20 protein-coding genes and 1 pseudogene are annotated in these 23,998 nt (G+C 73.0%); 9 read left to right on the forward strand and 12 right to left on the reverse strand.

Going from position 1 to position 23,998, the window contains the following annotated elements; translation table 11 throughout:
- The first annotated feature begins 70 nt into the window (after positions 1–70).
- Both ABTW87_RS21015 and ABTW87_RS21020 read left to right on the forward strand, forming a co-directional pair.
- On the forward strand, positions 71–1,405 hold the full coding sequence (locus tag ABTW87_RS21015) for a TrkH family potassium uptake protein (RefSeq protein ID WP_350652551.1): 1,335 nt from the start codon (positions 71–73) through the stop codon (positions 1,403–1,405).
- On the forward strand, positions 1,395–2,063 hold the full coding sequence (locus ABTW87_RS21020) for a potassium channel family protein (protein ID WP_350652552.1): 669 nt from the start codon (positions 1,395–1,397) through the stop codon (positions 2,061–2,063). Before ABTW87_RS21015 ends, ABTW87_RS21020 begins: the two co-directional genes overlap by 11 nt.
- Before the next feature lie 11 nt (positions 2,064–2,074).
- Here the strand turns inward: ABTW87_RS21020 and ABTW87_RS21025 are convergent, their stop codons facing one another.
- The 7 genes from ABTW87_RS21025 to ABTW87_RS21055 all read right to left on the reverse strand — a co-directional run bounded on the left by ABTW87_RS21025 (position 2,075) and on the right by ABTW87_RS21055 (position 10,803).
- A complete protein-coding gene (locus ABTW87_RS21025) occupies positions 2,075–3,715 on the reverse strand; it encodes a serine/threonine-protein kinase (protein ID WP_350652553.1) in 1,641 nt (546 codons plus the stop codon).
- 71 nt (positions 3,716–3,786) lie between these two features.
- Positions 3,787–5,340, reverse strand: a complete 1,554-nt coding sequence (locus ABTW87_RS21030; protein WP_350652554.1) for a fused MFS/spermidine synthase — start codon at positions 5,338–5,340, stop codon at positions 3,787–3,789.
- A 36-nt stretch (positions 5,341–5,376) separates the two neighbouring features.
- Entirely contained in the window at positions 5,377–6,378 is a 1,002-nt protein-coding gene (locus ABTW87_RS21035; RefSeq protein ID WP_350652556.1) for a coiled-coil domain-containing protein, read from the reverse strand.
- Positions 6,379–6,556: 178 nt separating this feature from the next.
- Complete coding sequence (locus tag ABTW87_RS21040; RefSeq protein ID WP_350652558.1) at positions 6,557–7,366, reverse strand: inositol monophosphatase family protein; 810 nt, start codon at positions 7,364–7,366, stop codon at positions 6,557–6,559.
- Complete coding sequence (locus tag ABTW87_RS21045) at positions 7,359–7,811, reverse strand: response regulator (RefSeq protein WP_350652559.1); 453 nt, start codon at positions 7,809–7,811, stop codon at positions 7,359–7,361. Before ABTW87_RS21045 ends, ABTW87_RS21040 begins: the two co-directional genes overlap by 8 nt.
- A complete protein-coding gene (locus ABTW87_RS21050; protein ID WP_350652561.1) occupies positions 7,808–9,556 on the reverse strand; it encodes a sensor histidine kinase in 1,749 nt (582 codons plus the stop codon). Before ABTW87_RS21050 ends, ABTW87_RS21045 begins: the two co-directional genes overlap by 4 nt.
- Positions 9,553–10,803, reverse strand: a complete 1,251-nt coding sequence (locus ABTW87_RS21055; RefSeq protein WP_350652562.1) for a PP2C family protein-serine/threonine phosphatase — start codon at positions 10,801–10,803, stop codon at positions 9,553–9,555. Before ABTW87_RS21055 ends, ABTW87_RS21050 begins: the two co-directional genes overlap by 4 nt.
- Before the next feature lie 247 nt (positions 10,804–11,050).
- On the opposite strand from ABTW87_RS21055, the gene ABTW87_RS21060 reads away from it, so the two are divergent.
- A complete protein-coding gene (locus ABTW87_RS21060; protein WP_502891623.1) occupies positions 11,051–13,477 on the forward strand; it encodes a M28 family peptidase in 2,427 nt (808 codons plus the stop codon).
- Positions 13,478–13,512: 35 nt separating this feature from the next.
- Here the strand turns inward: ABTW87_RS21060 and ABTW87_RS21065 are convergent, their stop codons facing one another.
- Both ABTW87_RS21065 and ABTW87_RS21070 read right to left on the reverse strand, forming a co-directional pair.
- Positions 13,513–13,731 (reverse strand): hypothetical protein, encoded by a 219-nt coding sequence (locus ABTW87_RS21065; protein ID WP_350652563.1) that lies wholly within the window; start codon positions 13,729–13,731, stop codon positions 13,513–13,515.
- A gap of 93 nt (positions 13,732–13,824) precedes the next feature.
- The gene (locus tag ABTW87_RS21070; RefSeq protein WP_350652564.1) at positions 13,825–14,079 is read right to left on the reverse strand and encodes a Smr/MutS family protein; all 255 of its coding nucleotides are present in this window, start codon (positions 14,077–14,079) and stop codon (positions 13,825–13,827) included.
- A 102-nt stretch (positions 14,080–14,181) separates the two neighbouring features.
- On the opposite strand from ABTW87_RS21070, the gene ABTW87_RS21075 reads away from it, so the two are divergent.
- Positions 14,182–14,919: a class I SAM-dependent methyltransferase gene (locus ABTW87_RS21075; protein WP_350652565.1), complete on the forward strand. Its 738-nt coding sequence runs from the start codon at positions 14,182–14,184 to the stop codon at positions 14,917–14,919.
- Positions 14,920–14,987: 68 nt separating this feature from the next.
- Here the strand turns inward: ABTW87_RS21075 and ABTW87_RS21080 are convergent, their stop codons facing one another.
- Both ABTW87_RS21080 and ABTW87_RS21085 read right to left on the reverse strand, forming a co-directional pair.
- Positions 14,988–15,350 carry a tetratricopeptide repeat protein gene (locus tag ABTW87_RS21080; RefSeq protein ID WP_350652566.1) on the reverse strand — a complete coding sequence of 121 codons (363 nt, stop codon included), beginning with the start codon at positions 15,348–15,350 and terminating at the stop codon, positions 14,988–14,990.
- Between the two features lie 88 nt (positions 15,351–15,438).
- Positions 15,439–16,200 (reverse strand): ROK family protein, encoded by a 762-nt coding sequence (locus tag ABTW87_RS21085; RefSeq protein WP_350652567.1) that lies wholly within the window; start codon positions 16,198–16,200, stop codon positions 15,439–15,441.
- A gap of 109 nt (positions 16,201–16,309) precedes the next feature.
- Here ABTW87_RS21085 and ABTW87_RS21090 point away from each other — a divergent pair, with 109 nt between their 5' ends.
- From ABTW87_RS21090 to ABTW87_RS21100, 3 genes and pseudogenes are all read left to right on the forward strand, one after another.
- A complete protein-coding gene (locus ABTW87_RS21090; RefSeq protein WP_350652569.1) occupies positions 16,310–17,947 on the forward strand; it encodes an ABC-F family ATP-binding cassette domain-containing protein in 1,638 nt (545 codons plus the stop codon).
- A gap of 38 nt (positions 17,948–17,985) precedes the next feature.
- A pseudogene (locus ABTW87_RS21095) lies at positions 17,986–18,231 on the forward strand (hypothetical protein); the annotation flags it as partial.
- A gap of 198 nt (positions 18,232–18,429) precedes the next feature.
- Positions 18,430–19,155 (forward strand): methyltransferase domain-containing protein, encoded by a 726-nt coding sequence (locus ABTW87_RS21100; protein WP_350652570.1) that lies wholly within the window; start codon positions 18,430–18,432, stop codon positions 19,153–19,155.
- A gap of 128 nt (positions 19,156–19,283) precedes the next feature.
- On the opposite strand, the gene ABTW87_RS21105 is transcribed toward ABTW87_RS21100, so the two are convergent.
- Entirely contained in the window at positions 19,284–20,285 is a 1,002-nt protein-coding gene (locus ABTW87_RS21105) for a LacI family DNA-binding transcriptional regulator (protein WP_350652571.1), read from the reverse strand.
- 144 nt (positions 20,286–20,429) lie between these two features.
- On the opposite strand from ABTW87_RS21105, the gene arfA reads away from it, so the two are divergent.
- Positions 20,430–21,944 carry an arabinosylfuranosidase ArfA gene (gene arfA, locus ABTW87_RS21110; RefSeq protein ID WP_350652573.1) on the forward strand — a complete coding sequence of 505 codons (1,515 nt, stop codon included), beginning with the start codon at positions 20,430–20,432 and terminating at the stop codon, positions 21,942–21,944.
- 271 nt (positions 21,945–22,215) lie between these two features.
- Positions 22,216–23,874, forward strand: coding sequence for a glycoside hydrolase family 10-like protein (locus ABTW87_RS21115; protein ID WP_350652574.1), 1,659 nt, complete (start codon positions 22,216–22,218; stop codon positions 23,872–23,874).
- The last annotated feature ends 124 nt before the right edge of the window (positions 23,875–23,998 follow it).

Below are 23,998 nucleotides of genomic sequence, written 5' to 3' on the forward strand. Positions count from 1 at the left end.
TGGCCGGCGGATGAACCCTCCGGATGCCGTTTCCGTCTCCGCAGAGCGGGCGAAACCGGAAGATTGTCTGGTGCGCTGGCTGCATCGTCGCCCCGTCCGGCTGGTGCCGATCGGGTTCGCCGTGGCGATCCTGCTCGGCACCGTCGTGCTGATGCTGCCGGCCGCGACCAGCCAGCAGCGCTACACCCCGTTCATGACCGCGCTCTTCACCGCCACCTCGGCGGTCTCGGTGACCGGCCTGGCCGTGGTGGACACCCCGAACTACTGGACCGGGTTCGGCCTGGCGATGATCACCGTGCTCACCCAGATCGGCGGGCTCGGCATCCTGACCGGCGCGACCCTGGTCATCCTGGCGGTCGCCCGGCGGCTCGGGCTGCGCAACCGGCTGCTCGTGCAGGCCGAGACCGCCGAGTTCGGCCTCGGCGACGTCCGGCGCCTGCTGGTGCGGATCGCCGCCACCTCGCTGATCTGCGAGGCGGTCATCACCGCGCTCCTGACCCTGCGGCTGTGGGGCCGCTACGACTATCCGTTCGGCCGGGCGCTCTGGAGCGGCGTCTTCCACGCCGTCCAGTCCTTCAACAACGGCGGCTTCGCCCTCTACACCGACAACCTGATCGGATTCTCCCCGGATCCCTGGTTGACCCTGCCGCTCGCACTCGGTTCGATCATCGGCGGGCTCGGCTTTCCGGCCCTCTTCGAGGCCGTCCGCGAGTGGCGGCACCCCGCCGGCTGGGCGGTCGCCACCAAGCTCACCGTCTGGGGCAGCGTGGCCCTGCTGCTGCTCGGCTTCCTCGCCCTGTTGGCCGCGGAGTGGTCCAACCCGCACACGCTCGGCATCCACTCCTGGCCGGAGAGGATCCTCATCGCGTTCACCCAGAACGCGTTCATCCGCACCGGCGGCTTCAACGTGGTCGACATCGACGCGCTCGACGAGGAGAGCGTACCGATCATCATCGCCTTGATGTTCATCGGTGGCGGCAGCGCCAGCACCGCCGGCGGCATCAAGGTCAGCACGTTCTTCCTGCTGGCCTTCGTCATCTGGGCCGAGCTGCGGGGCGAACCGGACGTCACGATCGGTCACCGCCGCGTGGCCACCGCCAGCCAGCGTCAGGCGCTCACGGTGGCGCTGCTCGGCGTCGCGCTGGTCGTCGCCGGCACGGTGGCGCTGATCCTGCTGACCGAGGGAGTCCCCTACCACGCCGCGTTGTTCGAGGTGACCTCCGCCTTCACCACCACCGGGCTGTCGCTCGGCGTCGCGGCCGAACTGCCCGACAGCGCGCAGCTCGCGCTCATCGTCCTCATGTACATCGGCCGCGTCGGGCCGCTGACCCTCGGGTCGGCGCTCGCCCTGAACACCCGGCGGCGGCTCTACCGATACCCGGAGGAGCAACCCATTGTCGGCTAGGAGCGAGGAACGCAGCGGCATCGTCGTGATCGGGCTGGGCCGGTTCGGATCCCACCTGGCCGGCTCGCTGGTCCGGCAGAAGAACCAGGTGCTGGCGATCGACCGGGACGCGGCCCCGGTGCAGCGCTGGTCGGCCCAGCTCGACCGGGTCGTACAGGCCGACGCCACCCAGGAGGGCGTCCTCCAGCAGCTCGGCGTCGCCGACATCGAGCGGGCGGTGGTGGCGATCGGCGACTCGGTGGAGGCAAGCGTGCTGACCGTCCTGGCGCTTGTCGAGATGGGCGTGCCACAGATCTGGGCCCGGGCGACGTCGAGCCGACACGCCAAGATCCTCTCGTCGGTCGGCTCCCATCACGTGATCTTTCCCGAGCGGGAGGCCGGTGAGCGGGTGGCCCACCTGATCGTCAGCAAGATGCTCGACTTCATCGAGTTCGGTGACGACTTCGCGATCGCCAAGGTGCTCGCCCCGCAGAGCATGACCGGGCGGCCGCTCGCCGAACTGCGACCGGCCGACCGCTACGGCGTCCGGGTGGTCGGGGTCCGGCTCCCGAACGAAGAGTTCCGGTACGCCACCGACGACACCGTGGCGGTGCCGGGGAGCATGCTGATCGTGGAGGGCAGCATCGACAAGGTTCAGCAGTTCGCCGCGCTCAGCTGAGCGCCCGATGCTCAGTCGTCATCGTCGTCGTCATCGTCCTCGTCCCTTTCCTCCCCTTTTTTTGCGCCACCCCCCTTGCCCTTTCCCTTGTCGTCGTCCTTCTTGACCTTGGCAGCGGGGCCGGCCTTCGCCGGTGCCTTCTTCGGCGGCGCCTTCGCGACGGGCGCCTTCGTGGCGGGTGCGGTGCTCGGCGCCGTCCCCGCCACCCCGCTCACCTGGACCCCGCACAGCTCGTCGGCGATGCGGAACTCCACCGGCAGCGGGTTGACCCCGGCGTGCCGCCCGTTCAGCGTGAACGTCTCGGTCCCGCCCGGCGCCAGCGCGGGCCGTGCCGGCACCGGCCGCACATGCACCGTCCGGCCCTCCTGGCGCACCGGCGCCGGTGCCGCCTTCGTCACCGTCTGCTGGCCCGGGAACGCGAACGTGAGCTGCCAGTCGCGCAGCTCCCGGCGGCCCGTGTTGGTCAGCTTCACCTCGGCCGAGAAGTCCTTGCCGGTGTCGGTGCGCAGCGCGTACGCGACCTCGCAGGACAGCTTCTCCGCCGCGCCCATCCGTGCCTCGGTCGGCTGTTCGACGTCACCGCTGGCCGGGGTGCGTGCGGTCACCCCCCACAGCGCGGCCGTCACCGCGACCAGCCCGGCGGCGGCCACCCCGGCCTCCACCCGCCGACGCCGGGCCACCGCCCGGCGGTTCCGGGTCCGCGAGAAGGGCAACGCGTCCGTCGCCGCCGACCAGGGCAGGATCGTGGTGCCGAGGTTCGCCACCGTCGTCGGGTCTTCCCCGCCGTCCGGCGCGGGCGACACCGGCACCGCCGGGATCATCCCCGCGGCGGTGGCCAGGGTACGTGCGACCTCGGTGGTGCTCGGCCGGTCGCCGGGGCGCTTCGCGAGGCAGCGGCGCACCAGGTCGGCGACGCCCTCGGGGAGTCCCGGAACCGGCGGCATCGGGTCCGGGTCGTTGTACATGTGCGCGCGCAGCATCTGCGTGGTGGTCTCGGCCCGCCACGGCAGCCGCCCGGTGAGCATCCGGTAGAGGAGCAGTCCCACCGCGTACACGTCGGTCGCCGGCGAGACCTCGCCGTTGTCCAGCCGCTCCGGGGCCAGGTACGCGGGCGTGCCGAGCAGCGCGCCGTCCGGGCCCTTCTCCTTCTCCCCAACCAGCGCCGAGATGCCGAAGTCGACCACCTTCACGCCGGTCGCGGTCAGCATGATGTTGCCCGGGGTCACGTCCCGGTGCACCACACCCCGCGAGTGCGCGGTGGCCAGCGCCGAGGTGACCTCCGCGCCGATCGTCACCGCCTCCCGCCAGGGCAGCTCTCCGCGGCGCAGCCGCCCGGTCAGCGACTCACCGTCGATCAGCTCCATGACCACGTACGGCACGGTGAGCCCGACCTGCTCGGACTCGCCGTAGTCGTACACGTTCGTGATGTTGGGGTGGCAGAGCCGCGCCGCGGCCTGCGCCTCGATCCGGATCCGGTGCCGGAAGGCGCGGTCGCTGGCGAGCCGGGAGGCGAGGACCTTCACCGCCACCTGACGCCCGAGCACCTCGTCGTAGCCACGCCAGACCACGGACATGCCACCGGCACCGAGCTGTTCGATCAGCCGGTACCGGTCACCGAGCAGTTGTGCGCCGTCGCGGATCTCTCCACCCATGGGGTTCGTTGTTGCCCCGGACCGCCCGCCCTACACCTGCCGAACCGGATTCGCGGCTCGATGTCACCCGATCAGGCGGTCGCGAGCAGTTGGTCCGTCGGCGCGTAGTCGTCGGTCAGCACCAGCGCGTCCGCGACGAACCCGGCCAGCGCCTGGTCGCTCAGCAGGGCGACCCCCGGGTCCACCTGGTCGAGCCGGCCCCGGACGGCGTCCAGCGGCAGCGGCGCGTCCGAGGCGACGATCAGGAAGTTCGAGCCCTGCTCGCCGGCGAGCGCGGCGGGCGGGGCGATCAGGGCGACGTGCCGGAACTCGGCGGCCACCGTGGCCACCTCGCTGCGGATGAACCGCATCGGCGGGTAGTCGATCACGTTCTGCACGTACACGCCGCCGGGGCGCACGACCCGGCGGACCTCGGCGGCCATCTCGCGGGTGGCCAGGTGCCACGGCACCACGAGATGCCCGAACGCGTCCCCCACCACCAGGTCGCGGCTGTCCGACGGCTCGTCGGCGACGAGCATCCGGGCGTCACCCACCACCGCGCGAAGGTCCGGCCCCTGGCGTACGCCGAGCTTCTCCTCGCCCAGCTCGACAAGCCCACCGTCGATCTCGAACACCACGTTGTCGGTGCCCGGCCGGGTGGCGGTCAGGTACCGGGGCACGGTGAACCCGCCCCCGCCGAGGTGCAGCGCGTCCAGCCGTTGCCCGGCCGGCGCCGCCACGTCGGCGACCGCCCCGATCCACTTCGTGTACGCGTACTCCAGGTGGGTCGGGTCGGTCAGGTCCACGTACGAGTGCTCCGCGGAGTTGAGCAGCAGGGTGCGCCCGCCGTCCCGGCCCGGGTCGGCCTCGATGCGGGCGCAGTGGTAGGCCGTCTCGATGTCGCACGGGTCCGGTGCGACGGTGGTCAGACCGGCGCCGAGCAGCCCGAGCACCGCCAGGCTCGCGCTGACCCGCGCCGGCCCGGTCAGCTGGGAGCCGGCGGTGCGGCGCAGCCACACGCCGAGGGCCAGCCCGGTGACGCCGAGGGACACCGCCAGGCCCAGCAGGATCACCGTGCTGGGCAGCGCAGCCACCAGCACGAACCCGGTGACCAGGGTGGCCGTGACCGCGCCCAGGGTGCCGATCGAGGAGAGCCGGCCGACCACCTGGCCGGTCCGGCGCAGGTCGGCGAGCTGCAGCTTGACCACCATCGGGGTGACCGCCGACAGCAGCATCGCCGGCACGAACACGGCCAGCGCCACGAGCAGGAGGATCGCGGAGGCGGCGCCCCCGCGCAGCACCTCACCGGCGTACCGGACGGCGGGCAGGGTCACCGCCGTGGCGATGCCGGCCAGCACCAGCGCCGGGGCCAGCAGGGTACGCGGGTCCCGCCGGTCGGCCAGCCACCCGCCGGCCCACGCCCCGTACGCGATGGCGGCCAGCGCGATGCCGATGACCGAACTGGTCACCTGGAGGGTCACCCCGACGTACGGGCCGACCAGGCGCAGCGCGGCGGTCTCCAGCACCAGGACCGCGCCGCTGGAGAAGAAGACCAGGAACGCGGCGAGCCCGTTGGGCAGGGCCCGCCCGGACGCCGGTACGGGCCGGGCCGGCGGGACCGTGACGTCGGAGGATGCAGGGTTCACCCGCGCGATGGTACGCAGCGAAACTGATCGCCCGGGTCAGTACATCGAAACGTGAACATGGTTTGTGTGGTCGGCGGCCGGACTGCCGCCACCGCTGTACGCCCGCCAGCCGGTGTTCGGCATCCAGATCTGCCGGTACCAGATCACGTACATCACACCCAGCCGGCTCGCGTTGCTCTTCAGGTACGCCGCCAGCTTGTCGCCGTACGCCTTGTCCCCGCCGGTCGCCGAGACGTTCTCGAACCCGCCCGGGGCGGCCGAGAAGTCGCAGGCCTTCCCCTTCGGGTGCTCACCGTCACCGCCGCTGCGGAAGCAGGAGACGTGCCGCTTGAAGCCGGCCGCCTGGGACTGCTTGAGCATGTGGAACGTCCGCGGCGAGATGCAGCCGGAGGTGGTCGGGTCGTCCACCGAGCAGGACTCCGACGGCCAGGAGCCGTCCGAGTTGCGCGGAGCCGGTTTGGCGCTGGCCGCCAGGCTGCCGAACCCGGAGCCGCCGCCCGAGCTGACCGCGGCGAGCGCCGCCTCCGCCGCCTTCTTGTTCTTCGCCAGCACGGCGACCTGCTTCTGCTGCTCGCGCACCTCGGTGTCGAGCGCGATCCTGGCCTCGTTCGCCGCCTGCCGGGCCTCGGTCAGCTCGCGGACCTTCCGGCCGTCCCGCTGGGCCATCGTGTCCAGGCTCGCGACCCGCTCCAGGAACACGTCCGGTGAGGTGCTCTCCAGCAGCATGGCCGCCGAGGTGAGCCGGCCCAGCCGGTACGACTGCGCGGCCACCTCGCCCACCTGCGCGGTCAGGCTCACCATGCGTACCTCGATGGCCTGCATCTCCGCCGTCAACGCCTTCTGCCGGCGCTTGGAGTTGTCCAGCTTGGCCGTCGCCTCGATGTGCGCCTTGGCGGCGGCCGTCAGCGCGTCCCGCAGCTTCTTGGTGCCACCCTCGTTGGGCTCCGCGTACGCGGGCACCGCGCCGAGGAGCACCACGACGGCGGCGAGGAGTGCGACAAGCGGGCCGCGACGCCCGCGGGGCAGGGTCGTACGCACGGTGCATCCTTCCGTCATCCGCCGGCCCCCGTGGTTGCCACTGCGCGGCGGCGGCCCCGCCGGCGCCGGGCGGCGGCCTGCTGGCGGAGACCGCCGGACACGATACCGGACCGGCCGCCCCTGACCAGGCTCCCGACCCGGCGGACCATCGAACATCGACGCTCCGTCGCGGCGGCGGTCACGCTCCGCCGAGCAACGCGTCCCGGACCTCCGTCCAGACCCGCTCGCTCGCCGCGACGAGCAGGCCCTCGCCCTCGTCGGCGGGGTGGTAGTCGGTGCCGTCGAACCGCCGGGCGACTCCCCCGGCCGCCCGCACCAGGAGGGTGCCCGGCGCGTGGTCCCACGGCAGGGTGCGCCAGAAGAGCACGAACTGCTGCTCGCCGGTGAGCACGTCCAGGTACTCCCGTCCGGCGCAGTGCTGGCCGGGTAGCAGCTCACCCAGCCGCTCGCCCCCGGCCTCCACCCGGCTTCGCGCGGCCGGGGGCAGGAAGCGCGACATGGCGGCGCCGCGCAGCCCACCGGCCCCGGCGGGCACGGTCGTCCGCACCGGGCGCCCGTCGACGTACGTCCCCTCGCCCGCCAGCGCGACCGCCATGGTGTCGGCCAGCGGGTCGAACACCCACGCGCCGACCGGCTGCCCGTCGGTCAGCAACGCGACCATCAACGCGAACGGCCGGCGGCCGGCGGCGAAGTTGGCGGTGCCGTCGACCGGGTCCACCAGCCACACGTCGCCCGGCTGCCGCAGGTGCCGCAGCAGCGCCGGGTCGTCGGCGACCGCCTCCTCGCCGACCACCACCGACCCGGGCCGCAACCGGCGCAGGCCGGCCGAGATCAGCTCCTCGGCCTGCCGGTCGGCCACCGTGACGAGGTCACCGGGGGCCTTCTCCGCGATGTCGGCGTCGTCGAGCTTGCGGAACAGCGGCAGCACAGCCTGGTCGGCCGCCTCGCGCAGGAGCTCACCGACGTCGTCGAGCAGGGTGTCAGCCACGCGGCGGCAGCTTGACCACGCTGACGAAGAACTCGTCGATCTGCCGCACCACCGAGATGAACCGCTCGAAGTCCACCGGCTTGGTCACGTACGCGTTGGCGTGCAGCTGGTAGCTGCGCAGGATGTCCTCGTCGGCCTGGGAGGTGGTGAGGACCACGACGGGGATCCGGCAGAGCTCCTCGTCCTTCTTTATCTCCTCGAGGACCTCCCGCCCGTCCCGGCGGGGCAGGTTCAGGTCGAGCAGGATCAGGTCCGGCAGCACCGCGTCGCTGTACGGGCCCTCGCGCCGCAGGTACGCCAGAGCCTCGGCACCGTCGGACACCACCGTGAGGCGGTTGCGGAGCTTGTGCTCCTCGAACGCCTCCTGGGTCATCAGCACGTCGCCCGGGTCGTCCTCGACCAGCAGAACCTCGATCGGGCTGTTGCCGTCCGCCGGTGCGGTCATCCCACCGTCTCCCTCATGTCACCCGTTCTACCGTCTCCCGGCGCCCCGCCGGGGCCGTCCACGCCATCCGTCCGGCCTCCGTCGCCGTCGCCGGCCCCGCTGTGCGTGGCTCCCGGCTCGTCCGCGCCGGCCGGCGCAGTTTCCCCGGCCGGCGCCACGGTCCCGTCGCCCTCCGCCACGCACTCCGCAGTCTCGACGTCCTCGGGCAGCGCGGGCAGCGTGAAGCGGATCGCCGTCCCCTCCGGGACGCTGGTGTCCACCCAGACGCGGCCGCCGTGGTACTCGACGATCTTCTTGACGATGGCCAGCCCGATGCCGGTGCCCGGGTACGCGTCCTTCGCGTGCAGCCGCTGGAAGATGACGAAGATCTTGTCGGCGAACTCCGGCTCGATCCCGATGCCGTTGTCCTGACAGCTGATCTCCCACTCGTCGCCGACCAGCCGGGCCGACACGTGCACCTTGGGCGGCACGTCCGGCCGGCGGAACTTCACCGAGTTGCTGACCAGGTTGGCGAGCAGGTTCGTCAGCAGCGGCTCCTCGCCCCGGATCACCGGCAGCTCGCCCCAGGTCAGCTCCGCGTCGGCGTACTGGCGGGCGGCCTCGGTCTGCCCCGCCACGTCACCCATCACCTTGTTCAGGTCGACCTCGGTGAAACCGACGGTGAGACGTCCGATCCGGGAGAAGGCGAGCAGGTCGTTGATGAGGCGCTGCATGCGCTGCGCCCCGTCCACCGCGAAGGCGATGTACTGGTCGGCGCGCTCGTCCAGCTGGCCCGCGTACCGGCGCTGGAGCAACTGGCAGAAACTCGCCACCTTGCGCAGCGGCTCCTGCAGGTCGTGCGAGGCGACGTAGGCGAACTGCTCCAGGTCGCGGTTGGAGCGGGTCAGCTCCTCGGCCTGCTTCTGGAGCTGGCTGTTGACCCACTCGATCCGCTCGCGGGCCTCGCGTACCTCGTCGAGATCCCGGGCGATCTTCAGCCGCATCGCGTCGACGTCGCTGGCGAGCCCGACGAACTCCGGCGGGCCGGAGCCGGAGATCCGGTGCCGGTAGTCGCCCTCGGCGACCTCGCGCACCTGCCCGGCGACGTCGGTCAGCGGCCGGATCACGATCCGGTCCAACGAGACCAGCAGCACCGCACCGGCGACCACCACCACCAGCGCCGCCACGATCAGCAGGACGACAAGCATCGTGCTGGTGCGGTAGATGTTGTCGGCCCCCACCTCGCGCTCGGCGAGGATGCCCTGCTGGAGGAGGGCGACGGAGATGCGGATCGCGTCGAAGAGCTGCCGGGTCTGTTCGCCGATCAACGCCTGGCCGGCCGCCGTGCCCTCGTCGCGGGTCGCCGCGATGACCGGGTCGGCGACGGTCCGGCGCCACTCGGCGGCCCGCGCCTCGACCTCGCCGAGCTGCCGCTCGAGTGCCGGGTAGGGCTCGAGCAGTGCCCGCATGTCCCGGACGAGGTCCTGCTCGCGCTCCAGGCTGGCAGCGTAGGGCGCGAGGTTCTCCGGGTCGGCGGTCACGGCGTAGCCGCGGACGGCGGTCTCCTGGTTGACCAGGACCGCGAGCAGCTCCTGGGACTGGGCGCGCGCCGGGCCCCAGCGGTCCAGCACCTCGTGGGTGTACTCACGGTTCTGTGCCGCCACCGCGATGACGGCGGCGACGAGGATGCTCAGCAGCACGCCGACGACGGCGAGCAACGCCACCACCCGGCGGCGCAGGGTCCAGCCGTGGTCTCTTGTCCTCACCGGCCACCGCCGCGACTCACCAGCAGCATGGCGACGTCGTCGGCCAGCGGACCGCCGTTGAGCTGCTCGGCGCTGCCGACCAGCCAGGCCGGCAGCGCGGGCAGGGTCACCCCGGTCGCGGCCGGGTCGGCGAGCAGGCCCACCAGGCCGTCCACGTCCAGCCGCTCGTCGCCCTCGCCCACGCGTCCCTCGATCAGGCCGTCGGTGTACATCAGCAGGGACCAGTCCTCGGTGTCGAACTCCAGGTCGTACGCGACGGGGCGGCGCGGACGCACGCCGAGCAGCAGCCCGCCGGGCGCCGGAACGGGCGCGACGCGCCCGCCGGTGAGCAACAGCGGCGGCGGGTGCCCGGCCAGCCGGACGGTGGCCCGGTTGGCGGCCAGGTGCAGCCGGACGGTGGCGACGGTCGCGAAAATCTCCTGGAGCCGGCGTTCGCTCATCAGCACCTGCTCCAGCGCCGGCAGGACCTCGTCGTCCGGCACCCCGGCGAGGACCAGCGCACGCCAGGCCACCCGCAGCTCGACCCCGAGCGCGGCCTCGTCCACCCCGTGCCCGCAGACGTCACCGACGATCAGGTCGACCCGGTCGGGGCTGGTCTGCACCACGTCGAAGAAGTCGCCGCCGATGAGCGCCGCGTGCCGGCCGGGCCGGTAGAAGGTGTGCACCGCCACCTGGTCGGTGGTCATCAACGGCTGGGGCAGCAGGCCACGCTCCAGGCGCGCCGACTCGGCCTGGCGCAGCTCCACCTCACGCAGCCGGCGGGCGTTCTCGTCGGCGCGCTTGCGCTCGACCGCGTACCGCAGCGCACGGGTCAGCAGCACCCCGTCGACCTGGCCCTTGACCAGGTAGTCCTGTGCGCCCTCGGCCACCGCGACGATGCCGAGGTGCTCGTCGGACCGGCCGGTGAGCACGCAGACCGCGGCTCCGCTGGTCATCTCCAGCACCTGGCGCAGGCCGTCGATGCCCTGTGCGTCGGGCAGCCCGAGGTCGAGCAGGACGCAGTCGACGCCCATCACCCGCTGGCGGGCCTCGCTGAGACTGGCGGCCACCAGCAGGTCGATGCCCGAGTTGGTCTCGGCGAGCAGCTCGCCGACCAGGAAGGCGTCACCCTCGTCGTCCTCGACCAGCAGAACCCGCAGCCGCTCGCCGGGCGGCACGCTGGCATGGTGCCCGAGACCGCCGAGCGCGTCGGCCCGGGGCACGACGGACCGACCGGCCAGGCCGGTCCCCCGGTGCGGCCGGGTCACCGCCGCGAGACGCGGGAGATCGCTGGTGATGTCGGGCTCCTTCCGAGTGCCCTGCTGATCCTGTATTAGACAACGCTCGCACACAACACGACGGGCTCGGCTCGGCCGCCGATGCCGCCGATCACCCGCGAGGAAGGGACAGAGCGGACGAATCCGGCACCGGGAAGGCCCGATCACCCGTACCGGGAGTCCCGCCACCCGGGGCCGGGGTGCAGGATGGTCCCACCCCCATCCCCGAGGAGTCCCCGTGGGCGTCCCCTCCCTCCCGACCAGGAAGCGCGCCACCGCCGGTGGGCCGCCGCTCGTCCGCGCCGCCGACCGGGCGCTGGCCCGTCCCCGCCGGCGTCGCCTGGCCGCCGTGGCCGCGCTGGCCGCGCTCGTCGCCGTGGGCGCCGCCGCCCTGATCGACCTGCGCCCGCCCGCACCACGCCCGGCCGACGCGCCGGCCGCGGAGTTCAGCGCCGCCCGGGCGTACGAGCACGTCAAGGTCGTCGCCGCCCGCACCCACGTGGCCGGCAGCCCGGCCAACGACCAGGTCCGCGAGCACCTGCTCGGCGTGCTGCGCGGTCTCGGCCTGGAGACCGAGGTGCAGGACGCGGTCGCCCCGGAGGCGGGCCAGCTCAGCGGCGCCGCCGGAGGCGCCACGCTGGCCCGCGTCCGCAACGTGGTGGCCCGGCTCCCCGGCACCGACCCGACCGGGAAGGTCTTCCTCGTCGCCCACTACGACTCCGTGCAGTCCGGGCCCGGCGGCAACGACGACGCCGCCGGCACCTCGACGATCCTGGAGGTGGCCCGGGCGCTCACCACCGGCCCGCGCCCCCGCAACGACGTGGTCTTCGTGCTCACCGACGCGGAGGAGGCCTGCCTGTGCGGCGCGTCCGCGTTCGCCGCCGGCCACCCGCTCGCGGCGGACGGCGGTGTCGTGCTCAACCTGGAGGCCCGGGGCTCGACCGGGCCGGTGATCATGTTCGAGACGTCCGAGCGGAACGCGGCTCTCGTCGACGCCTTCGGCCGGGCGGCACCGCACCCGGTGGGGACCTCGTTCGCGGTCGAGATCTACCGGGCCCTGCCCAACGACACCGACTTCACGGCGTTCCTCGACCAGCCCGGCTTCGTCGGGCTCAACTCGGCGTACATCGACGGCGGCGCGATCTACCACACCCCGCTGGACACGCCCGCCGCGATGAACCGGGCGAGCCTGCAGCACCACGGCGACAACACCCTCGCCCTGGCCCGCGAGTTCGGCCGGCTCGACCTGGCCACGCTCGACACCGGGCAGGACGCCACCTACTTCCCCGTGCCCGGCGGGCTGGTCCGCTACCCGGGCTGGCTGGTGCTGCCGCTGGCCCTGGCCGCGCTCGCCGGCGTGGTCGCGCTCGGCTGGCTCGCCCGGCGTCGGGGCCGGGTCAGCACCGGCCGGCTGGCCGCCGGATTCGGGCTGGGGCTGGTGCCGCTGGTGGTCGCGCCGGTCGCCGCGACCCTGCTCTGGGCGGGGATCACCGCGCTGCGCCCCGGCTACGCCGAACTGCTCGACCCGTACCGGCCCACCTGGTACCGGCTCGCCGTCGTGGCGCTCGCCGCCGCCGTCCTGCTCACCTGGTACGCGCTGACCCGCCGCCGGGTCGGCCCGGCCGCGCTCACCATCGGCGCGCTGGGCTGGCTGGCCCTGCTCGGGGTGCTGCTCGCGGTGCTGGTGCCCGGCGGGGCGTACCTCGCGACCCTGCCGGCGCTGGCCGGCGCGCTCGCCGGGCTGGTGGCGCTGGCCACCCGGATCGACGGTCCGTGGCCGGTGGTCGCGGTGACCCTGGCCGGCGCGGTGGGCGTGGTGATCCTGCTGCCCACCGTCGTGCTGCTCTTCCCCGCCCTCGGCATGACGATGGGCGGCGTGGCCGCGCTCGTCGCGGTGCTGCTCGGCCTGGCCGTGCTGCCGGTGGTCGACCTGCTGCACCCGCGCGCCGGCGGGCAGCGCGGGCTGGTCGCCCTCCGGGCCCGCCGGCTGGGCGCGCTGCCGGCCGCCGCGGCGACCCTGGCGGCGGTGGTGTTCGCCGGGATCGGGCTCGCCGTCGACCGGTTCGACGCGGCGCACCCCGTGCCGACCCACCTGATGTACGCGCTGGACGCCGGCACCGGCCAGGCCCGCTGGCTCAGCCACGAGACCGAGCCGCAGCCGTGGACGGACGGCTACGTGACCGGAGACCGCGTCACGGTCGGCGACGAGTTCCCGCTCTTCGGGGACGAGGAGTTGCTGACCGGTCCGGCGCAGGCCGCCGACCTGCCCGCGCCGAAGGTGGACGTGCTCGCCGACACCACCGCCGGCACCGAGCGCACGCTCCGGCTGCGGCTCACCCCGCAGCGCCCGGTCCGGCTGGCCGCCCTGCACGTGGACACCGGCACGGCGACGGTGCTCCGCGCCGAGGTCGCCGGCCGGTCGGTTCCGGTCGAGCCGCGCGAGGGCCGCTGGGGCTTCGGCGTCGTCTTCCACGCACCGCCGGCCGAGGGCATCGAGGTGACGCTGACGGTGACGCCCCGGGCGGGTCAGGTGGCGCTCCGGGCGATGGACGCCAGCGACGGCCTGGACGCGCTGCCCGGCTTCCGCCCCCGACCGCCGGACGTCGGGGTGGTCGGTTCGCACAGCTCGGAGATGCTCGCGGTGGCCCGCACGTACCCGGTGTGACCCGGCCCTGCGGGAGGCTGCCCCGGGGGGCGTGGTCAGTGAAGCAGTTCGCGCCACCCCGGGCTGGCACCGCGCCACGCCCCGGCGAGGATGCTGGCTGAGCTACGGCTGAAGCACTCCAGCACCTTCGAGCGGCCGCTGTCGCCACCGATCTGCGCCTGCACCTCCCAGCGCTGGCCGTCGGTGCGGATGTAGACATCGCGACGACCGCGCGCCGTCGTGTCCCCGTTCCACCAGTGTTCCTCGACGATCACCTGGCGACCGTACCAGCAGGTCGCCGGCCGGACGAGAGCCCGAGCGCGGCAACCTGCCCCACCCCGTCGGCCGACGACGCGGCGGCGTCGGCACTACTTCCAGCGAAAGTGCACGAAGAGCCGGCCGAAGTTCTTCGAGTCCTTCTCGACCCGGTGGTAGAGCGCCTTCACGTCCTTCTGATCGAGGAAACGCAGCACCCGCTTCTTGAGCTGCCCGGAACCCTTACCCGGGATGATCTCCACCAGGGTGGCCTTCTTCGCCACCGCCTCGTCCATGATCCCGCGCAGGGCCCGTTCGATGTCGGTGCCCTTGTTGTAGATGTCGTGCAGGTCCAGCTTGAGCTTCACGGCCGGGCCTCCGCCGGGTCGGGTTCCATGGCTGCCCATCGTAGGTCGGCGGGCGCCCCGAAATCAGTGGACAGCGTCGCCGCCGGTCGCGACCGTCGGGGGATGCGACAGGAGGACCTCTGGAACGCCGACGCGGCGCGGCGCTACGACACCCCGGGCACCGGCATGTTCGCACCCGAGGTGCTGGAACCCACCGTCAACCGGCTCGCCGCGCTCGCGGCCGGCGGCCGGGCCCTCGAGTTCGCCATCGGCACCGGCCGGGTCGCGGTCCCGCTCGCCGAGCGGGGCGTGCCCGTCACCGGCATCGAACTGTCCGGCCCGATGATCGACCAGCTGCGGACGAAGGCGGACGAGGCGACGATCCCGGTGGTCCGGGGCGACATGGCCGTGGCCACCGCCCCCGGCACGTACGCCCTGGTCTACCTCGTCTACAACACGATCTCGAACCTGCAGACCCAGGCCGAGCAGGTCGCCTGCTTCCGCAACGCGGCCCGCCACCTCGCGCCCGGCGGCCGGTTCGTGATCGAACTGTGGGTGCCGGAGCTGCGCAAGCTCCCGCCCGGCCAACCGGCCACCGTCTGGCACTACGAACCGGGCTACATCGCCCTGGACACGTACGACGTCCTGCACCAGCGGGCCGTCTCGCACCACGTCCGGTACGAGGCGGACGGCCGGGCACAGGTGTTCTTCAGCCCGCACCGCTACATCTGGCCGGCGGAGCTGGACCTGATGGCCCAGCTCGCCGGGTTCGAGCTGGAGAGCCGGCACGCCGACTGGGCCGGGGCGGAGTTCGACGCGGACTCCCGGTCCCACGTGTCCGTCTACCGCCTGCCGACCTGATCGGCGCCGCCGGCAGGCACGGCACGAGGGGGCAGCCCGGTCAGCGGCTGCCCCCCTCGTGCTCGCGTTCAGCGGCCGACCCGGGTCTCCACCCGGCGCAGCGCCGCCTGGTAGTCGTCGTTCTCGTGGTGCATCGCCGCCGCGATGCGCAGGTGCCGCAGCGCGTCCGCCGGCCGGTTCAGCCGCTCCAGCGTCCGGCCCAGCACGTGGTGGGCGTAGTGGTCGCTCGGGTCCCGGTCGACCAGCTCGCGGAGCTGCTCCTCGGCCCGGTTGAGCTGGGCCGACTGGAAGTACGCCCGGGCCAGCAGTTGCCGCACGGCGGCGTTGCCGGGCTCGACCTCGACGATCGGCTCGAGCAGCCGGGCCGCTCCGGTCGGGTCACCGGCTTCGAAGAACAAGGTCGCCCGCCGGTACTCGGCCAGAAGATCCATTCGACCCACCCCCTCGTGTCACGTCATTCCCCGACGCTGGCACAACGCCGGCCGTCCCGCGACTGTTCCCGGGTGGGAATTGCGCCGCTCAGGTGGAGCGTGCGCCGGCGAGATCCCAGGCGCGTACGCCGCCGACGATGCCCGCCGTGTTCGGCACCACCACCACGTCGTCGCCCATCCGCGCCAGCTGCTCGGGGCGGATCAGCCGGGAGTTGCCCCCGCCCAGGTAGAGCCGGTCCCACCGGAACACCGGACGGAGGCCCTCCACCACCTGCCGGACCCGCCGGGACCAGAAGGCGTCCCCGAGCCGGCGCCGCTCCACCTCGCCGACGTACGTGTCGTAGGTGGTGCCCCAGCGGACCGGGGCGTGGGACAGCTCCAGGTGCGGTGCGAGCACCCCGCCGTCGAAGAGCGCGCTGCCCAGACCGGTGCCGAGGGTCAGGACCAGTTCGCATCCGGTCCCGGCGACCACCCCGGCGCCGTGCACCTCGGCGTCGTTGAGCACCAGGGCCGGTACGCCGAAGGCGTCGGCGAGGGCGCTGCGCGCGTCGTACCCGGACCACTCGGCGACCAGGTCGGGGTCCACCCGGCTGCGCGGGCCGGACCGGGTGACGTAGTGCGGGGTGGCGACCACGACCCCGTGCCGGATCATGCCCGGCATGCCGACCGTGAGGCGGTCCGCCGGCGGCAACCGCGATCCCAGCTCGCGCAGTGTCTTGACGAAGAGTGCGGGCGCCAGCGGGTACGGGGTCGGGACCCGCAGTGGTCGTGCCCGCATGGTCCCCGCGGCGTCCAGCACGGACGCCTTGATCCCGCCCCCACCGCAGTCGATCGTCAGAGTCGTCACCACGCCGAGCAGTGTGCCCCGTCCCGCCGCCACCATCCGCATCGATCATGCACTTTGTCGGGGCGGAAACCGCAAGATCGCGGGGGCGGGGGCGGGATAGGGTTTCGGGCTGATGAGTGGGAATCTCGTAGTCAAAGGGCTGGCGGCCGGGCACGGGGAACGGGTGCTGTTCGCCGGGCTGGATCTCGTCGTGTCGCCGGGGGACGTCGTCGGGCTGGTCGGGCCGAACGGGGCGGGGAAGTCGACGCTGCTGCGTACGCTCGCCGGGTCGCTCCCCGTCGAGGCCGGCAGCGTCATGTTGAGCCCGCCCACCGCGAGCGTCGGGTACCTGCCGCAGGAGCCGGAGCGGCGGCCGGGCGAGCGGGTCCGGGACTTCCTGGCCCGGCGCACCGGCGTGACCGCGGCGCAGGCGGCCCTGGACGCGGCCACCGAGGCACTGACCGCGGGTGCGCCCGGTGCCGACGACGCGTACGCCGAGGCCCTCGACCGCTGGCTCGCGCTCGGCGGGCCGGACCTGGACGAGCGCGCCGAACAGGTCGCCGCCGACCTCGGGCTCGGCGTCTCCCTCGACGCCGGGATGACCGGCCTCTCCGGCGGCCAGGCGGCCCGTGCCGGGCTCGCGTCGCTGCTGCTCAGCCGGTACGACGTCTTCCTCCTCGACGAGCCCACCAACGACCTCGACCTGGCCGGGCTGGAACGCCTGGAGGAGTTCGTCACCGGCCTGCGCGCCGGCACCGTCCTGGTCAGCCACGACCGGGAGTTCCTGACCCGCACGGTGACCCGGGTGCTGGAGCTGGACCTGCACCAGCAGCAGGTCAACCACTACGGCGGCGGCTACGCGGCCTACCTGGAGGAGCGGGAGGTGGCGCGGCGGCACGCCCGCGCCGGCTACGAGGAGTACGCCGAGACGCGCGCCGACCTGGAGGCGCGCGCCCGCACGCAGCGGGCGTGGATGGAGAAGGGCGTCCGCAACGCTCGCCGGAAGGCCACCGACAACGACAAGATCGGCCGGAAGTTCCGCTCCGAGGCGAGCGAGAAGCAGGCGGCCAAGGCCCGGCAGACCGAGCGGCTGATCGAACGGCTCGAGGTGGTCGAGGAGCCGCGCAAGGAGTGGGAGCTGCGCATGGAGATCGCCGCCGCGCCCCGCGCCGGCGCCGTCGTGGCCACCCTCCGCGACGCCGTGGTACGCCGTGGCGCGTTCACCCTCGGGCCGGTGAGCCTGCAGATCGACTGGGCCGACCGGGTGGCCGTCACCGGGGCGAACGGGTCCGGCAAGTCCACCCTGCTGGCCGCCCTGCTCGGCCGGCTGCCGCTGGACGCCGGGCAGTCCGCGCTCGGGCCTGGTGTCGTCGTCGGCGAGGTGGACCAGGCGCGCGGCCTGTTCCTCGGCGACACGCCGCTCCTGGACGCGTTCCGGCTGGCCGTACCCGATCTGTCGCCGGCCGACGCGCGGACCCTGCTGGCCAAGTTCGGCCTGCGCGCGGCGCACGTCCTGCGGCCGGCGGCGACCCTCTCCCCGGGCGAGCGGACCCGGGCGGCGCTGGCGCTGCTCCAGGGGCGCGGGGTCAACCTGCTGGTGCTCGACGAGCCGACGAACCATCTCGACCTGCCGGCGATCGAGCAGCTGGAATCCGCGCTGGCAAGCTACCCGGGCACGTTGCTGCTGGTCACCCACGACCGGCGGATGCTGGACGCGGTGCGCGTCAACCGGCGGATCCGGGTGGACGCCGGGCGGATCGCCGAACACTGATCCGGGCGCGCCCGGCCGCGCCGGGTGAGAATGGGCCCATGCTCAAGTGGGAGTACGCGCTGCTGGTGCGCCGCCGCCAGGCCGCCAGCAACGACACCGGCTGGGAGGTCGTCTTCAGCTGGTACGGCCCGGACGGCTCGATGGTCGACGTCACCCCGTACGGGGACACCGCGCTCGCCCACCTGAACCGCGCCGGTGACCAGGGCTGGGAGCTGGTGGCGATGAGCGAGGACCCGTCCCTGCCCGGCAACAACGAGCTACACCGGTACCACCTCAAGCGGCCCAGGCCGGCCACCCCGCAGCCGCGCTCGCGGATGCGCACCGCCGCCCGCCCCCGCCGCCCGATCCCCGGCTGACCCGTCGCCGGAGTCCGCTGCCGCCGGAGGCATGGCGGCGGTGGAAGCGGCGGCCCGGCCCGCCCGGAGCACGGGGCCGGGCATACCGGGCGCTGATGTGGGTAACGGGCGGCCGGAGGTGGGCCGATGGTCGCGCTGGCACTGACCCCGCCCTCGGCCGAGCGGCTGCGGGCGGTCGACGAGTTCCTCGCTGAGGCCTGGACGGACCAGGCCCGGCACGACGACCGCCTGCGGGACCTCGCCGTCGAGGTGCGCTTCGACCGGGGGGTGGCCCACCTGACCGGGGAGGTCGGCGGGCCGGACGACCTGCGTCTGGTGCGGGACCGTGTCGGCCGGCTCGCCGGGGTCCTGGCCGTGTGGTGCCGGGTCCGCGTCGGTGGGCGGGATCCGGTGGTCGTCGACCTGGGCTGCGGCCCGACCAAGCAGTGGCCGGGCAACCTGGGCCTGGACATCTTCCCGGCGCCGGGCGTGAACGCGGTGGCGGACCTGTCGCGGACCCTGCCGCTGGCCGACGACTCGGTGGACGTGCTCTTCGCCGTGCACATCCTGGAGCACCTGATCGATTTCCTGCCGCTTGTCGACGAGGCGCACCGGGTGCTGCGCCCGGGCGGCGTCCTGCACGTGATGAGCCCGTGGTGGGGCCACGTCAACGCGGTCGCGGACCCCACGCACGTCCGGCTGCTGGACGTCCAGACCTTCAAGGGCATCTGCCTGCAGCGCCCGCCCGGAACCCCGCGCTGGTACCCCCTGCACGCCGGTTGCGACGGCGCGTCGATCTTCGCCGACCTGACCCCGCTCCCGCCTGAAGCCGACGGCCCGACCCCCGCCCATCTGGCCCGCTTCTTCGCCTGACCGCACTCACCACCACAAGCCTGGTTGATCAAGAGGTTTTGGTCGCCGGGAGGCCCCACCGGACACGAAAACCTCTTGATCAACCGAGCTGGCGTCGCCGGGGGAGGGAGGAGAGTCGGGAGGGCGGGTCAGGTGGCGGGGGTGGTGGATTCGCGGGGGGTCAGGGCCCAGGGGGCGGGCAGTTCGCGGGGTGGTGCTGAGCGGTCCCGCAGGCGGCTGGCGAGGAGTTCCACCGCCAGTCGGGCGATGCGTTCCTTGTCCGGCGAGATCGTGCTGAGGGTGGGGATCGAGAAGCGGCCGTCCTCGATGTCGTCGAAACCGGCCAGCGCGACGTCCTCCGGCACGCGCAGGCCCGCCTCGTGGAGGGCCCGCAGGGCGCCGAGAGCGAGGGTGTCGTTGAAGCAGAAGACGGCGTCGGGGCGTACCCCCGAGTCGAGCAGGGACCGCATCGCCGCCGCGCCCACCGCGCGGTGCCAGGCCGGCGCGGGCGCCACCAGCGCTTCGTCGTACGCGATGCCGGCGTCGGCGAGCGCGGCGGCGTAGCCGGCGAGCCGGAGCCGGGCGCTGGCGCCCTCGGGGGTGCGCTGCGAGCCGATGGCGGCGACCCGGCGGCGGCCGAGTCCGATCAGGTGAGCGGTCATCGCCCGGGCGGCCGCCACGTTGTCGATGCCCACGTGGTCGGCGGGGCCGTGGTCGACGCGCTCGCCGAGCAGCACCGTCGGGGTGCCGTCCAGAAAGGTCAGGTCGTCGGCGGTGAGCGCGAGCGGGCTGAAGATCAGCCCGTCGATCATGTGGTCGCCGATGCCGGCGGCGCGCTCCTGCTCCCGGCCGCCGCCGGTCTGGTCGATGAGCACCGTCCAGCCCAGTTCGGCGGCGGCGACGACGACGTGCCGGGCCAGCTCGGCGAAGTACGGGATGTCCAGCTCCGGCACGGCCAGGGCGATCACACCTGTGCGGCCCTTGCGCAGGTTACGGGCGGAGAGGTTGGGCCGGTAGTTGAGCTCCGCGATCGCCTCCTCGACGCGGGCCCGGGTGTCCGGCCGGACGTGCACGTAGCCGTTGACTACGTTGGAGACCGTCTTGACCGACACGCCGGCGCGCTCCGCGACGTCCTTGAGCCTGTGTCGCACGACTGCCCTCCCGCGAGACGCTGGCCGCACTCTACCGTGTTACGAGCACCTCACGACCTCTTCTACAACGTTGCCTACAACGTTGTAGACGACAAGCCGGAAGGGGCGACCACGGTCACCCCTGACAAGGAAAGGTGGCACCCCTTGCCGACCGCGCAGCTCACGATCGACCCGGCGTTCACCATCGGCCCGGCGGACCGCCGGCTCTTCGGCTCCTTCGTCGAGCACATGGGCCGCTGCGTGTACGGCGGGGTGTACGAGCCGGGCCACCCCACCGCCGACCCACTCGGCCTACGCGGCGACGTGCTGGAGCTGACCCGGGAGCTCGGCGTCTCGGTGGTGCGCTACCCCGGCGGCAACTTCGTCTCCGGCTACCGCTGGGAGGACGGGGTCGGCCCGGCCGGCGACCGGCCGCGCCGGCTCGACCTCGCCTGGAAGACGATCGAGACCAACGCGTTCGGGCTGGACGAGTTCATGACCTGGGCCGCCGCGGCCGGCGTCGAGCCGATGATGGCGGTCAACCTGGGCACCCGGGGCGTGCAGGAGGCGTGCGACCTGCTGGAGTACACCAACCACCCGGGCGGCACCCACCTGTCGGACCTGCGCCGCGAGCACGGCGCCGAGAAGCCGTACGGGGTGCGGCTCTGGTGCCTCGGCAACGAAATGGACGGGCCCTGGCAGGTCGGCCACAAGACCGCCGACGAGTACGGCCGCCTCGCCGCCGAGACCGCCCGCGCGATGAAGCTGATCGACCCGTCGATCAGCCTGGTGGCCTGCGGCAGTTCCAACCGGGGGATGCCCACCTTCGCCTCCTGGGAGGCGACCGTGCTGGAGCACACGTACGAGCACGTCGACTACATCTCCGCGCACACCTACTACGACCCGTCCGACGGCGACCGGGCCAGCATCCTCGCCTCGGCCGTCGACATGGACAACTTCATCCGCGAGGTGGTGGCCACCGCCGACCACGTGGCGGCGAAGCAGCGCCACCGGCGCAAGCTCAAGATCTCCTTCGACGAGTGGAACGTCTGGTACCACTCGCGCCTCCAGGCCGACCTGGACCGGCGCGGCTGGGTGGAGGCCCCGGCGCTGATCGAGGACGACTACACCGCGCTCGACGCGGTGGTCGTCGGCGACCTGCTGATCACCCTGCTCCGGCACGCCGACCGGGTGGGCATCGCCTGCCAGGCCCAGCTCGCCAACGTGATCGCCCCGATCCGGACGCGCACCGGCGGCCCGGCCTGGCGGCAGAGCATCTTCCACCCGTTCGCGCTGACCGCCCGGTACGCCCGGGGCACCGTCCTGCGCACCGAGCCGGTCTCCCCCACCTACGAGACGGCGCGGTACGGCGAGGTTCCGGTGCTGGACACGGTCGCGGTGCACGACGACGGGACCGGTGTGCTGACGGTCTTCGCGGTGAACCGCGGCGAGACCGACCTCCCCCTGGACCTCGACCTTCGCGGGCTGCCCGCCCTGCGCGGGCTGGACCACACGAGCCTCGCCGCCGGCGACGACCCGGCGGCGACGAACACCGAGGCCGAGCCCGAGCGGGTGAGCCCCCGACAGCTGGCCATCCCCACCGCCGACGCCGGCCGGTCCGCGGTGCTGCTGCCGGCCATGTCCTGGAACGTGCTCCGCTTCGCCCCCGTCGGCGACTGAGCCGGCACGTCCTGACCCTGCTACGCCGCCCGGTGCTCGCACCGGGCGAGCGGTGGCGACGGACGGTGCGGGGCCGAACACGACCGGTACGGTGATGCCCACCACTTCGGCGACGGTGAAATCCGACGGACGGATCGATCCGGCGCAGACCCTTGCGCCCGGCCCGTCCGGTGTGAAAATTTCCTACCAGCGGCACTACGTTCAACGGCGGTTGTTGCCGAGAACGCCGCGTCGAACCCTGTCACGGGGGCCCAACGAAGGGACACACCGTATGAAGGCATCTCGGCTCGGCGCCGCCGGGCTCGCCGCCGCGCTGCTGGGGGCGTTCGTCGCCGCCACCCCCGCGGCCGCGGCGACCGACGCGGCCAGCGCCGCCAACAGCACCACCTGCGTCACCGACCCGGCCACCCCGAAGCGGCAGTTCCGCGCCATGTGGATCGCGTCGGTCACCAACATCGACTGGCCCACCAAGGGCTCCTGGACCGCCCCGGACCGGGTCGCGGCCCAGAAGGCCGAGTACCTCGGCTGGCTCGACCTGGCCGAGCGGCTCAACCACAACGCCGTGGTCGTGCAGATCCGGCCGACCGCCGACGCGTTCTGGCCGTCACCGCACGAGCCTTGGTCGGAGTACCTGACCGGGGAGCGCGGCAAGGACCCGGGCTGGGACCCGCTGGCCTTCGTCGTCGAGGAGGCCCACAAGCGCAACCTCGAGTTCCACGCCTGGTTCAACCCGTACCGCGTCTCGATGCCGGCACCGAGCGGCGCCGGCGCCGACATCAGCAAGCTCGCGCCGAACCACCCGGCCCGCGAGCACCCGGACTGGGTCTTCGCGTACCCGCCGGCCGGCGTCGCCGGCAGCCGGCTCTACTACAACCCCGGCATCCCCGAGGTCCGCGAGTTCGTCCAGACCGCGATGCTCGACGCGGTCAAGCGGTACGACGTCGACGGCGTCCACTTCGACGACTACTTCTACCCGTACCCGAGCGGCACCCACCAGGTGCCGGACGACGCGACGTTCGCGCAGTACAACCGGGGCTTCACCGACAAGGCCGACTGGCGGCGCGACAACATCAACCTGCTGGTCCAGGAGATGAACGCCAAGATCAAGGCCGAGAAGCCGTGGGTGAAGTTCGGGGTCAGCCCGTTCGGCATCTGGCGCAACAAGTCGGTCGACCCGCTGGGGTCGGACACCACCGGCAGCCAGTCGTACGACATCATCTCCGCCGACACCCGCAAGTGGATCAAGGAGGAGTGGATCGACTACGTGGTGCCGCAGCTCTACTGGTACATCGGCCAGTACCCGGCCGCGGACTACGCCCGGCTGGTGCCGTGGTGGGCCGAACAGGTGCGCGGCACCCGCGTGCAGCTCTACATCGGACAGGCCGACTACAAGAGCGGCGAACCGGTGTACGGCTCGTTCTGGATGAACCCGCGGGAGCTGTCCGACCACCTCACGCTCAACCGGCAGTACCCGGAGGTGCTGGGCAACGTCCACTTCTCGGCCGTCCAGGTCCGGGCCAACCGGCTCGGCGCGACCGACATCTACGCCGGCGAGCACTACTCCCGCCCGGCGCTGGTGCCGACCATGTCGCACCTGCCGGCGAAGCCGCTGCTGATGCCGGTGGTCACCGGCGCGAGCCGGCAGGACGACGGGGTCCGGCTGCGCTGGCTGCAGCCCGCCGACGGGGTGGGCCCGCTGGGCACCGCCACCTCGTACGCGATCTACCGGTTCGACGGCCTGAAGCTGGCCGGCAGGTGCGACGTCGCCGACGCCGCGCACCTGGTGGACACGGTCCGGGCGAACCCGGGCGACGTGCAGTCCTGGACGGACACCACGGCCGAGGCCGGCAAGCGGTACACCTACTACGTGACCGCGCTGGACCGGCTGGCCAACGAGAGCCCGCTCAGCCCGCCGCGTTTCGTCCACTGATCCCCTGACCGGATGCCCCGGACGCCGCCGGCGTCCGGGGCATTCGTGTGTTTCAACTCATGTCACCAATTGTTCATGAGGGCACAAGATCCCGGGACGTCACTTCATCGACACTAATCAACAC

This window comes from Micromonospora sp. NPDC126480 (genome assembly GCF_040302465.1).
Taxonomy (GTDB): domain Bacteria; phylum Actinomycetota; class Actinomycetes; order Mycobacteriales; family Micromonosporaceae; genus Micromonospora.

Excerpts from the sequence above, each read along its gene's own strand:
- ABTW87_RS21025 (WP_350652553.1), bottom strand. The coding sequence starts at position 3,715 with ATGGGTGGAGAGATCCGCGACGGCGCACAACTGCTCGGTGACCGGTAC.
- ABTW87_RS21045 (WP_350652559.1), bottom strand. The coding sequence starts at position 7,811 with ATGACCGCACCGGCGGACGGCAACAGCCCGATCGAGGTTCTGCTGGTC.
- ABTW87_RS21075 (WP_350652565.1), top strand. The coding sequence starts at position 14,182 with ATGCGACAGGAGGACCTCTGGAACGCCGACGCGGCGCGGCGCTACGAC.
- ABTW87_RS21080 (WP_350652566.1), bottom strand. The coding sequence starts at position 15,350 with ATGGATCTTCTGGCCGAGTACCGGCGGGCGACCTTGTTCTTCGAAGCC.
- ABTW87_RS21090 (WP_350652569.1), top strand. The coding sequence starts at position 16,310 with ATGAGTGGGAATCTCGTAGTCAAAGGGCTGGCGGCCGGGCACGGGGAA.
- ABTW87_RS21100 (WP_350652570.1), top strand. The coding sequence starts at position 18,430 with ATGGTCGCGCTGGCACTGACCCCGCCCTCGGCCGAGCGGCTGCGGGCG.
- ABTW87_RS21115 (WP_350652574.1), top strand. The coding sequence starts at position 22,216 with ATGAAGGCATCTCGGCTCGGCGCCGCCGGGCTCGCCGCCGCGCTGCTG.